At 62.0% G+C, this 12612-nt stretch carries 6 protein-coding genes; 3 read left to right on the top strand and 3 right to left on the bottom strand.

Going from position 1 to position 12612, the window contains the following annotated elements; genetic code table 11:
* Positions 1–100: 100 nt before the first annotated feature.
* Together EPD66_RS22885 and EPD66_RS22880 are read left to right on the top strand one after the other, a co-directional pair.
* The gene (locus EPD66_RS22885; RefSeq protein WP_142850883.1) at positions 101–856 is read left to right on the top strand and encodes an AraC family transcriptional regulator; all 756 of its coding nucleotides are present in this window, start codon (positions 101–103) and stop codon (positions 854–856) included.
* A gap of 54 nt (positions 857–910) precedes the next feature.
* On the top strand, positions 911–1909 hold the full coding sequence (locus tag EPD66_RS22880; protein ID WP_255448620.1) for a DMT family transporter: 999 nt from the start codon (positions 911–913) through the stop codon (positions 1907–1909).
* Positions 1910–2153: 244 nt separating this feature from the next.
* On the opposite strand, the gene EPD66_RS22870 is transcribed toward EPD66_RS22880, so the two are convergent.
* Together EPD66_RS22870 and EPD66_RS22865 are read right to left on the bottom strand one after the other, a co-directional pair.
* Positions 2154–3491, bottom strand: coding sequence for a pyridoxamine 5'-phosphate oxidase family protein (locus tag EPD66_RS22870; protein WP_142850882.1), 1338 nt, complete (start codon positions 3489–3491; stop codon positions 2154–2156).
* On the bottom strand, positions 3488–3958 hold the full coding sequence (locus EPD66_RS22865) for a hypothetical protein (RefSeq protein ID WP_142850881.1): 471 nt from the start codon (positions 3956–3958) through the stop codon (positions 3488–3490). The genes EPD66_RS22870 and EPD66_RS22865 overlap by 4 nt, the downstream gene beginning before the upstream one ends.
* Before the next feature lie 135 nt (positions 3959–4093).
* Between EPD66_RS22865 and EPD66_RS22860 the strand changes: the two genes are divergently transcribed.
* Positions 4094–5626, top strand: a complete 1533-nt coding sequence (locus EPD66_RS22860) for an NAD(P)/FAD-dependent oxidoreductase (RefSeq protein WP_142850880.1) — start codon at positions 4094–4096, stop codon at positions 5624–5626.
* Between the two features lie 175 nt (positions 5627–5801).
* Here the strand turns inward: EPD66_RS22860 and EPD66_RS22855 are convergent, their stop codons facing one another.
* Complete coding sequence (locus tag EPD66_RS22855) at positions 5802–12077, bottom strand: DUF3320 domain-containing protein (RefSeq protein ID WP_142850879.1); 6276 nt, start codon at positions 12075–12077, stop codon at positions 5802–5804.
* Between the last annotated feature and the right edge of the window lie 535 nt (positions 12078–12612).

Raw genomic sequence — 12612 nt, 5'->3', positions numbered from 1 at the left:
GCACCGTCGCCGGCCTGTGGAGCCTCATCGGACGGCTCGTCGATCTGGTCTTGCCCGCCGAATGCGCCAACTACTTCAGATCGTGCGGCTATGAGCCCGATTGATCGAAATCCGCTCTAACATCGACGTGCGCAGTTACGGGGCGGCTCAAGGCGCTCATCGACACGATTTTGCTCAACTTGTTCTACCCTTGAGCGGTACCTTGGAGATCGACATCGCCGGAACGGGAAGCCGTCTTAGGCTTTGTCGGGCGGCCTTCGTCGAACCCGGTTCCTCTCATTCGCAGATGAGCGATGGGCCGAACCGTTCGCTCATCGTGGATCTCGACCCCGCTATTCTGGAACCGGAGATTGGCGATCGGCTGATCCGACATCCCTTTGTGCCGCTGACCCCAGCGGCAAACAAATTGATCGACTACATGAGCCTGTTGGTGGGCAGTGGCGGCGCGTCGGGGACCAACGTTCGCCTCTGGGTGCCTCTGCTGCTCGACGCCCTTGTACACGAGCCCGCACGGCCCCATTCCCGGCTTGGGGCACTACTGGCAGGGATCGAGCCCAAGCTCGGACTGCCGTGGACAGCAGAGATGATGGCTGAGCGTGCCTGCGTCAGCGTCAGTCGATTGCACGCGCTCTTCCGCGCCGAACTCAACACCACCCCGCGCGCGTGGCTGGCGGAGATGCGCCTGAAGCGAGCATGCGAATGGCTCACGCTGTCGGAACAGTCGATCGCAGAGATTGCCTACCGCGCCGGGTATGCCGACCAAAGCGCATTCACGCACGCGATGCGACGGGCCACGGGGTTGACCCCAGCGGCCTATCGGCGCCAGCACCGAGAGATTCGGTCCAAAAGTCAGTAGCCTAGGACAAGAACGCTTCCGCATTCGATGGCATCCTCGACCCCGGATCGAGTAATGCATGTGATCGAAATGAGCAAGACTTGGCTGGGAATCGGGTACGGCATCATCGCCGGAGCGATTTGGGGGCTGGTTTTTCTCGCGCCGGAACTGGCGCGAGAGTTCACGCCGCTTCAACTCGCCGTTGGGCGCTATCTGGCTTATGGCATTTTTGCCGTCATGCTCGTCATCCCACGCTGGTGGACGCTGTACGCAAGTCTCGGAAGAACAGAGTGGTGGGCGCTGGTCTGGCTGAGCTTGCTCGGCAACATTCTCTATTATGCCCTGCTCGCCACGGCCGTACAGCTGGGCGGGATGGCGATGACCTCTTTGGTGATTGGGTTCCTGCCGGTCGCAGTCACCATCATCGGCAGCCGAGACCACGACGCGGTGCCGGTTAGGAAATTGCTGCCCTCGCTCGTACTCGGCGGCGCCGGCATCCTTTGCATCGGATGGCAATCCCTGGGTAACGCCAAAACCGAGTTGCAAGAGGTTCAGGCGATGGGGCTGTTCTGCGCGGTCGGTGCGCTGGCCTCCTGGACTGCCTATGCTGTGGGCAATAGTCGCTGGCTCGCCCGGCTCAACCATGTTTCCGCGCACGACTGGAGCTTGTTAATTGGTGTGGTGACGGGTGCACAGGCTGTGCTGCTCGCGGTCCCAGTCTTTCTGATCGACCAGCGCGGCCACGCTACCGGCGATTGGCTGCACTTTGTGGCCATTGCGACGGGCGTGGCAATCTCCGCCTCGATTGTCGGCAACGCCTTCTGGAACCGAATGAACCGACTGCTGCCGCTTACCATGGTCGGCCAGATGATCCTGTTCGAAACCCTCTTCGCGCTGCTCTACGGCTTTCTCTGGGAGCAGCGGCTTCCAACCACGATAGAGCTTGCTGCCATCGCGTGCGTGGTCGGGAGCGTGCTCTCATGCGTTGCGGCGCATCGTCCGAATCTGTCGCTTCTGGAGGCCGAGCAGAAAGCGGCAAGGCCGACTACGCTCCAGGAACTTGATTCTCGTTAACTGGCCCTTTGTGTGACGCCCCGTTCGGGGCGTCACATTCATTTCTTTCTGGCACCTAGGTTCTGTCTGACGGATCGAGCAGCCTGAGGCATCGCCGGATCCTGGCGAGTCTGGCCAGGGCCAGGAAATTGACGGCCAGTTTCTCATAACGGCCGGTAACGTTTCTGCACTGCTTGAGCCAGGCGTGGCAGCGCTCAATGGGGGGGCATCGCCGCGATGGCGACTCTTTGAATCAGCGGTTGCCTCAGCCACTTTCATTATTCAATACAGGAGCCCCAGCTACCGCGAGAGAGATGCGGCCACGCCCGACATGAATAAGCTGGATTGGCGTCGCCTTGTCTTCCAGGCGCCGTCGCAGGAGAAGGAGGCGCGTCTCAAGGTTGTCCTTGTAGTCGGGCAAGCGTAGTTCGGGGGCGAAACGGATTTCTCTATTGGTAAACTCGGTCCGGCCTTCGCGAAGGTAGAGGCGCAGGAGGTGGACAAGCAGGCGGCCTGCCACACCCTTGATGATATATTCGTTCTCTATGAAGACGCTGTCGTCATAGGGGTGATGGATGACCTGGAACTGGCGCCCCGGCGAGGTCAGAGGGATAGCCATAGCAGCGGCAGCCTCCACGGCCTCGCTTTCGGCGAGTACGATCGCGCCCGCCGCTTGTGCGGCGATGATGGCGAGTGCAGCCTGATCTTCCCGCGTGAAGGCAAAGCGTTTAGGGCTTTCTACAAAGAGGATGCCCCTAAGAAGCCCATGAGCGACCATCGGTAGCGCCATCTGGCTCATGGCTTCTGGCAATCCCGGCAATTGGATGGTGCGTGTGCGGTTTTCCTCGGCGGCTTCGACGGCTGAGATGCGGATCGCCGACCCGAAGCGGCGCACCCGGCTCATGTCGCTTACCCGGATGGGACGGCGCTCCGCCGCGGCCAAGCCGATCAGGCCATCTCCGATGGCAACCTCGGAGCCGATGCCCGTGCGGTCATAGCCGCGACTTCCGATTGTGACGAGCCGCTCCCCGGCCGGATCCATCAGCAGCGCCATGCTGTAGGCATGACACAATTCGTCACGAAGCCCGTCGAGCGCAGCATCGATGATGGCGCCAATTTCCGTTTCCTGGGATATGCGGCGAACGATTTCTGCGGTTGCGGAAAGCAACGGGTTCTCAGCTGGCAGGAAGTCAACGGCTTCCTTTGGCGACGGCACATGACGGATCGCCCCGACACGATAGATGTCGATGCCGCGCAGCCGCATTATGTCGGCCATGCCGATTTGGGCGCTCGCCGCGCGCAGCTGAACGGCCATTTCCTCAAAGAGCTCGCCGCTCTCAACCGATCTCTCAAAGCGCACGTCCAGACGATACTGCTCGCCATTACGTGCATCGACGACCAAGAGTGCCGCTGCGGGATTCGCCTGCACATTGGCTGCCGTCTTGGAAAAGAACTGGTTCGAGAGCGCGACATGCTCGTCATCGACCAGTTGCACATGGGAAAGATAGGAGATGTTCGGCGTACCGTCGTGAGCGGCGGTGGCAATGATGGACGGGATGACACCGTCGAAGCAGGCGGCGAGATCGCGAAGCCGGATCGTCATGAACCACCCTGCAGCATCTGGCCGGCTTTCGCGCCGGGAGTTTGCACGAATACGCTTTCAACTGAGAGGCTCAGCACCGCCGGATCGCGATTGACGAGCCAGGGAGCGGCAATATCCCGTCCAAGGCCGAGCTCCGCCAGCACCGCGCCGACGGCATCGATATAGGCTGCCGCCCGGGCGAGATGATCTTTGGTGGCCGGCACCACGCAGGCGCGCCCCTTCACCTGGTAGGACACATAATCGGATGGCCGCGCGAAGGTCACGGAGAGCCTGCCGTTGGCCCGTACATTCGCCAGCGTGCCGGGCCATTGCCAGGCGGAAATCACCAACTCCACCTGGCCCTTTTCCGGCCAGACCAGCGCCCCGACGCCGCGACCAATCTCCGGCTGCAAAGCATCGTCACTCGTGCCCAGGATGATCATCACCGGGCTGCCCATGAAACTTGCGAGATCCTGATCGAGCCGCATTAAAGCCCCCCAATCATGACAGATTGAGCTTAACAATATTTTAGGAATGGAGGCAGGCCACTTAAGAAGGATTTAGGAAACGCGCTTCGGCGGAAGGTGTAAGCAGGGGCCGACGAAGATAAGAAAGGATCCGCCATGACCGCTATTCTACACATGCCTCCTCACCTCGTCGCCGTGATCGGCGCCGGTCCCGCCGGCCTCGTCACCGCCCGCTGGCTTTCCGCACAGGGCTTCGAACCCATTGTGTTCGAATCTTCCTCGGGGCTCGGCGGCCAATGGAATGCGTTCTCGCCGCTCAGCGCCACCTGGCGCGGCATGCGTACCAACACTAGCCGCGTGATGACCGCCTTCTCGGATCTCGACCACGCTCCGGGCACGCCCGTCTACCCGCGGCAGGAGGATATGCTTGCTTATCTCGAAGCGTACGCGACACAGTTCAAGCTTACCGGCCGCATACGCTTCCGCACCCGTGTCGAACGGCTGGAAAAGGCAGAAGGCGGCTATCTGGTCACATCACGGCGCGACGGGGAACTCTCTCTCGAACGTTTCGCCCGCGTGGTCGTGGCAACCGGCCGCTACATCGCGCCAAGCCTTCCCGAAATCCCCGGCTGCAACGGCTTTACCGGCGTGCTCGGCGCCTCGCACACGGCGCATTATGACGGCGCTTCCGTTTACCGCGACCATGATGTCCTCGTCGCCGGCTGCTCGATCAGTGCCCTCGAAATCGCTTCCGACCTCGCGGTCTCCGGCGCCCGCAGCGTCACGGCTTGCTATCGGCGGCAGCGCTACATCCTGCCGAAGCTGATGGCTGGCGTCCCGACCGACCATGTGATGTTCACGCGCGCGGCAGCCCTAGCGGGAGAGGTCTTGCCACCGGATGCACTCGCTTCCGGGCTAAAGGCAAAGGTGACAGCCGTGGCGGGCACGCCTGACCAGTTCGGCGCGCTGCGACCGGACGAAAACATCTTCACCGCGGGCATCTCGCAGGCGCAAGCCTTCCTGCCGCTCGTCGCCGAGGGACGCATCTCGGTCCGGCCTTGGATCGAGCGCATCGAGGGGCGGACGGTACGTTTTGCGGATGGAACCGCAGGAGAGTTCGACGCAATCCTGTTCGGCACCGGTTACCGCCTGTCGCTACCTTTCCTGTCGGGCGAAATAGCGCAGTGTCTCGGGCTCGACGAAACTCATATCGATCTCAGCGACCACACATTCCATCCGGATCTGGAGGGCCTAGCATTTATCGGCCTCTATGATCTTGTTGGGCCAGCCTACCCAGTGCTGGAACTTCAGGCACGCTGGATCGCCTATGCATGGGCCGGTTTCGTGGAAATGCCCGGGCGGCAGGCCCTGCAGGAACGTCTGGCGGCGGCGCACGCGCGACGGAGTGGCCCGGCCACGGTTACCATGCAGGACATGGCGTTGCTCTTTGCGCGCAAGGCGAACGTGGAGCCCGACCGTAACCGCTGGCCGGAGCTGGAGCGGGCGCTTCTGTTCGGCCCGCTCTCCCCGGCTTCGTTCCGGCTCGAGGGACCGGATAGCCTGCCGGATGCGTCGGCACGTACCGCGGCGGCGGCAGAAGCATTCGGCGCGATCCGCTCACCCGAGCTAGCACAAGAGGAGCGTGCGCTGCGCGACCTCCTCAGCCACCCTGCACCCCGCGCCGCCTGAGAACAGAGAGGAGACGGCCTTCCGCCCGGCATTCATCCGAAAACGACAAAGCCCAGCCTTATGAGGCTGGGCTTTTTTGTATTTGGTTGCGGGGGCAGGATATGGCTTATGCCGAACACGTAATATCCACTGACCCTCAAGGCACCTGCTGAAACTGGATTTTAGCTCATCTTTTTCACGGAGCGCACCTCCACGCCCAAGCGACTTCCAGCCGCTCCCGCGAGGCGGCACGAAGGTTTTTCAGGCCGAGGATGCGGGCCATGGTGGTGATGCCGGTTTCGGCGCTTTCGCCTAATTCCATGACCTCTCGCGCCAGAGCAGCCAATTCGGCCAAGGCAATTTCATCAACCGGGCGCGCAGTTTCTTCGCTGGCAGGGCGGCGGAAAGGTCCTTGCCACGTCTTGTCGCTGCCGCGCTGCCAGACGAACAGCAGATCGCCTTCGGCCTCGATCTCGCAATCCTGGGCGGCCAGGGCAGAAACGCGGTCTCGGATGCGGCTGCCGGTGCGCTGCCAGCCATGGGCGCGGGCGATGCGACGCGCCAGAACATCATCGCGCACAGGGCCTTCCACAGTCACCACCTCGGCAATCATTGCTCGTAGAACCGGTTCATATCCGGCATCAAAAAAGCGGTTCGGATCGGGAGTGCCGACACATGCCGGATCGGCCTCGCGGAATTGGCTTGGCACATCGAAGGCGGCAACCGGCGGCTCGCTCAGGCCGGTTGCTCGACTGGCAATAAGCTGAAAATCCTGCCCCTGGAACAGGTCGTCTTCCTGACGGCGCGACGCTGGGGCAGCCTTTTCAGCGACCGGAGGCTCTTCTATCACGTCTTCAATGGCCTCTGTTTCGATGGCCTCTACGACAACCGGCACCTCATGGGCTTCCGCTTCTTTCCTCGCTTCCTCCGCTGCCCGGCGGGCACGGCTTTGTTCAAGCAATTCCGTCAGGCGGGCATGGACCTTGTCCAGGGCCCCTGCCGCGTCATGCCACCAATCCGTGGACCAGATGCGGAGGATTTCCCAGCCCAAACCGCGCAGCACCTGCTCGCGCAATTTGTCACGGTCGCGTGCCGTTGCCGAACGGTGATAGGTGGCGCCGTCGCATTCCACACCGGCCAGATAGCGGCCCGGTGCATCAGGATCGACCACGCCCAGGTCAATGCGGAAGGAGGAGACGCCCACCTGGGGATGGACCTGCCATCCCCGCCCGGCCAAAGCCTGGGCCACCCATTTCTCGAAAGGCGAGTCGTAATCGCCGATCGAACCGAAATTGGCCTCGGCCAGGGCGTCCTTGCCGCGCTCGGCAAATTCCAGGAAATGCTTCAGGTCCTTCACGCCTTCGGCCTTGGTGCGGCTGAGGTCCATCCGTTCGGGTCGAAGGCTGGAGAAAACACGCAAGGCATGACGGGCGCGGGTGATGGCGACGTTGAGACGGCGTTCACCGCCATCCCGGTTCATAGGGCCGAAATTCATTGAAACGGCACCGCTGCGGTCAGGACCGTAAGTGATGGAGAAATACATCACGTCCCGCTCGTCACCCTGTACGCTTTCCAGATTCTTGACGAAGACCGGTTCAAGGGCATCCTCGGCAAAGAAAGGTTCCAGGCTGGGGTCCTTGCGGCGTTCCTCGTCCAGCAAGTCTTCGATCAACCGCTGCTGCTCAGAATTGAAGGTCACAACGCCGATGGTCTGGCGGCTGGCGACGAAAACCGGGTCCCTCATCAAGCAGACCATATCGGCCACCAGCGCCTTGGCCTCCTGCTGGTTGATACGTGCCCCGCCCTTTTCGTAGATGCCATCGGGAATGAAATGGAAGCTGACCGCGCGGTCCTCGGTCACAGGTGAAGGGAAGGTGACGAGCCCGCCGCTGTAATAACGATGATTGCTGAAAGCGATCAGGCTTTCATGCCGGCTGCGGTAATGCCAGGTCAGATTCAGCACCGGCAGGTTGGCGCCCAAGCATTCGTCAAGAATGCTCTCCAGATCACCCTCGGTTTCGACATCGTCATCGCCCTCTTCGTCGGAACGCCCGAAGAAATTGGTAGGCGGCAACTGCTTGGGATCGCCGACCATCACCACCTGGCGCCCGCGCGCGATGGCCCCCACCGCATCCCAGACCGGAATCTGCGAGGCCTCGTCGAATACCACCAGATCAAAGGCCGCCGTCTCGGCCGACAGATATTGGGCAATGGACAGCGGGCTCATCAGCAGGCACGGCGCCAGCTTGGTCAATGCCGTAGGCATCCGCCCCACCAATTCGCGCAACGGAAGATGGCGGGTCTTCTTCTGCATTTCACGCTTGAGCACGCCCCATTCCGAATTCTTCCCGATCCCCTCCTGATCGGGCAATTCGGCACAAAGCCCGGCCCGTACATAGGCCCGCGTCAGATCGGTGAAGCGGTCATCGAGCCTGCGGAAATCGGCGATGCGCTTTTCATGCTCGGCTGAGACGAAATGACGCAGCACCTGATCGCCATCCACCACCGCGTTCAGCCACCATCGGCAATAATCCACCTCGAAGGCCTCGCGCACGCCGCCAGGAGCCACAATCCCGGTTTCGATCGCGGCCACCAGCGGCGCAAGGCCATGAGCCATTGCCTCCATCCGAACCTTGCGCCAGGAACACCAGGCATGCAGTTTTGCGGCCTGGGCCTGGACGCGCTGGCAGAGGGCGATGACGGAAGCTGGTGTGTCGTCGAGCATGGCTCCCGTATCAGCCGAAGTGATCCCTGCTTGGCGGAAAAATTCTTGAAGCTTGGCGGCATAGACATCCAAGCCGTCACAATATTCCTTCCCCGCCCCGGCCACCGCGCCGGTCGCTTCCAGCAGAGGGTTTCCGTCGCCCAACAGGCGTTCGAGCGGTGTCTTGACGTCGGCCAAAGCCTCGGGCGTGTCGGCAAGAGCGGCGATGGCGGCAGCCAGTTTCTCGCGGAAAGCCAGCGCCTGCTCCAATTCATCCAGGCGCGTCCTCAGCCCGGCCCAGAGCCCACCGGTCCTGGCGCTCAAGTCCTCGAGCGCCGCAACCTCGCGCTCCAGCGCCCTGATCCCCCGCATCCTGTCCAGGTCGGCCGCCATCGCCGCGCCGCACCGCCCCTCGGCGATGGCAAGGAAGCCGTCATCCTGCCAGTCGCGCCCCTCGCGCGCCGTTGCCAGGGCTTGCCGGAAAGAAAGAGCCGCTTCCACATCCTCGGTCTTCGTACTCAAGCCAGCCCACGGCACACCACTGCGCGCCGCCAGATCCCCCAAGGCGGCAATCTCGTCTTCGATCTTGCGCAGGGCTACCAGCCGCTCGAGATCGGCACCGACATCGGCATCCTGCCCGCCTTCGGCGGCGGCAGCCAGCGCCGAGCGTACGGAACGGCGGCCCAGCCAGCCGAGCGGCCAGAAGCTTTTTTCCGCCTTGTCCCAATCTGTCTTCAACCGCACCACATCCAGTCCGGCCAGGGCCGGAGCCGCGTAAGGTACGGACAGGCTGGCGGTGAGGCTGCGATGACGCACCACGAGTTCCAGCCCCTGCCGCAGGGCAAGCGCAATATCCTCACCGAAGGGCACCGAAAGCTGTCCCATCAGGTCCTGATGGCGCTTCAGCAGGGCCATCCCCTGCCCCAGCCCGTCGGCGATGGAGCGGGCATCCGGGCGCAGCGCAAAGCGCCAATCCCGCCCTGCCGCCTCGGGCAGCAGCCGCGCCAAGGCGGCAAGCCCATCCCGCCCCCGCCGGGCAAGGCCGCAATCCGGCAGCCCCGTCACCTGATGGAAGGACTTGGCTGCCTGTTCCAGCCTTTCAGCCGCAGGAAGCAAATCAGCCGCCGCCTTCAGCAGGGTCTGCTGCCAGTTGGGCGACCATTCCGCATGTGCGATCAGGCCCAGCGGATTATCGGCGACGCTGCCGACTTGGCTGGCATTGACATCCAGACGCTCGGCCAAGTCGCGCAGGCGGTCCAGACCCTCATGGTCATGAGCATCGGCGGACGGCCAGGAATGGCCCAATGCAGGAAGCTCGCTGCCCGACAGAATGCGCCCGATGGCGATATGGGCTGTCAGGCCGTTGCGGTGCCTCTTGTGCAGATGCTCGACATAAAGATTGAGCTGACTGCGCAGATCGGACAGGCGCCAAGCCTCGCGCTTCCATTCTTCCGCATCGACCTCTCCCTTGGCCTCCCAGGAGCGCCGCAACTGGTCGAGCACATCAAGCTTGCGCGCCTTGCTGGAATGAAGCTCAAGGCAGAACTCCCCCAGCCCGACCTCGCGCAAGCGGCGATAGACCACATCAAGTGCAGCGATTTTCTCCGAGACGAACAGCACCGTCTTGCGCTCGGCCAAGCATTGAGCGATCAGGTTGGCGATGGTCTGGCTCTTGCCGGTCCCCGGCGGGCCAACGAGCACGAAGTCCTTGCCATTGGCCGCAGCCATGACGGCTGACAATTGCGAGGAATCGGACGGCAGCGGACAGAAGGTCTGTTCCGGCCCATGGCTGCGGTCCAGCTCACGGGGATAGGGAAAGCTCTGCGGGCTGGGATAAGGCTCGCGCGGGGTTTCGATCAGATGGCGGACAACCGGGTTCTGCTTCAGTTGCTCCGAGCGATCGGCCAGATCCTTCCACATCAGGTATTTGGCGAAGGAGAAGGTAGACAAGACAACCTCCTCGACGACTTCCCATCCCTTGATGTCCTTGACCGCCTGCGCGACCATACGCCAGATGCCGGCGATGTCCAGGCCGCTGTCATCCCTGGGTAATTCTCCTTCATTGATGGGCAGGGCAAGACCGAAGTCCTGGCGCAACATCTCGATCAGGGTCGGGTTGAAACGCGGCTCGTCCTCGTGGAGCATCAGGGTGAAGCCCGACTTGACGCTTTTGCGCTCCAGCGTGATGGGCAACAGGATCAAAGGCGCGCGATAGGCCTTGTCCTCCTTCTCTTCCCGCCTCCAGGACAGGAACCCCAAAGCCAGGAAGAGGGTATTGGCTCCCCCTTCCTGAAGCGATGACCGGGCGGTGCGATAGAGATCGACCAGCCGGCTTTCCAGTTCGGACTGTTCCAGCCGCACCAGCAACTCATTGCGTGCCAAGGCATCCAGGGCATGATTGCGCCGCACATCTTCGCCATGGCGTTCCTCGTGGATGACCTGGCTGCGCGGATCCTCCCCCTCCATCAGATCGGGATGAGGCAGGATCCGCATCTTGCGCCCAGCAGCCAGAAAATCTTCAAGCTGCCCAGGATCGGGAGCCTCCAGCCGGAGCACGCGCTTCGAGGCGCGGAAATTGAGCAGGTTGTTGCGTAGGGACAGGTCCAGCAGCTTGCGTTGCCAGCGCTCAAGCCGACCTTGCGGCGTCGAAGGCTTTTCCTCGACCGGCTGGACGTCCTCATCCGGCAAATCAGGGGCATCCTCGAACAGGGGCGCCGCCACGGTCTCGGTTTCAGCCGGAGCCTGAACCGGCGCAGCCTCGGCCGAGGCCAGCGGACGTATACGCTGCATTCGGGCACGGCGGATATCGACCGCCAGTTCAAAACTCTCCAGTTCCGGCGCAATCGCCTTTGCCGCATGTTCCACCGCCCGGCTGAAAGGCGGACAGGGACGATGGGTCACCAGGGTGGTTTCAAAAAGCACCATTTCGTTCAGCTTCACCCGCTTCCGCAGGGACGTTACGTCATCGACCACCACCGAGCTGAAATCTTCGGCACGCAACCAGACACCGGCAAAGGCATGACCATGGGTGACCACGATCAGCGGATTGAGGCCGCATTGCTCCAGACAAGCACAGAACAAAAGCGTTGTATCAAGGCAGGTGGCAATCCCGTTTTCACAGACTTGGCTGGGGCTGCGGACCTTTTGGCCGGCATGTTCGAAACTGGCCGGCGGCAAAGCATAATCCAGCCCCAAGCTGCCCACCGCCGCCCAAAGGGCGGACACCAATTCCCAGGCCCGCTTGGCGCCGCCCTCATTGCCGTTCAGCGCCCCCTCGCGTCCATGCTCGCGCAGGATATCCGCGGCTCTTTTGAGAACCCGGTCCACCGCCGGATCATTGGGCTGGACGAAAGCAGCCACCATTTCCGGCATATGACCGATACCGCCCCAATGATTGCGCGGCAATAGTTCAATCGGTTCAATAAGCCGCGCCACCTCCTCGCCGCAAGCCTTGAGCACAAAGACCGCCTGCCCCGCCTCGGCCTCGGTCAGACGGCTCAGCAGACCGGCATCAAGGCTTAAGTCAAGATTGCTCAGATGATAGCTTTGGCCAGGGCCGATCGCATCGATGCGCCATGTGCGAATTTTGAAGAAAGCTGGCTCGGACTGAACCACCAATTCCACATCAGAAAGCGGCTTTTCACCCCCATTGCGGATGGTCACTTCACGCAGCAGAGGGATCGAATTCTGGTGAAAAGCAAGATTGACACGCGGGGCCAAAGCCACCTCGACACGGACTTCTGGCTCGGCAATCGTTTTCACTGTCATCCCACCCTCCCATCAACCACCAGGAGTATCTGGATAGCATGGGAAAAGGAAAGGGTGGAAGACAGCCGGAAGGAAAGGAGATGGATTACGGCCTCAAAACTCATCCTTCAAATGGTCAGGTTCAGCACCTGCCGCGCCCCTGCCGCAACCGCCTAACGCCGCATGGACTTGCTGCATCTTCCCATCCTGACCGCATCAGCGAAAGATGCTCCAGGATAATGGGCCGGGTGGAGGCGCCATGGTGAAGACGCTTCTCTCACCTTCATCCAGCTTCTGATGCTTCCTGGTCCTGTTCTCCAGCGGCAGCTGCAATGTGCTGCGCTTGAATCGCATCTGAAAAGGCCGCCGCCAGAATGCCTGTGGGCATGGCAATTAATCCAATGCCCGTGATTGCGGTGAAGCCGGCGCAAATTTGGCCTAGAGCGGATTTCGATCAATCGGGCTCATAGCCGCACGATCTGAAGTAGTTGGCGCATTCGGCGGGCAAGACCAGATCGACGAGCCGTCCGATGAGGCTCCACAGGCCGGCGACGGT

The organism is Telmatospirillum sp. J64-1 (assembly GCF_006980715.1).
Lineage (GTDB): Bacteria > Pseudomonadota > Alphaproteobacteria > Rhodospirillales > Magnetospirillaceae > Oleiliquidispirillum > Oleiliquidispirillum nitrogeniifigens.
The sequence above is the reverse complement of the archived record's forward strand: the minus strand, read 5'-3'. Positions and strand labels throughout refer to the sequence as shown.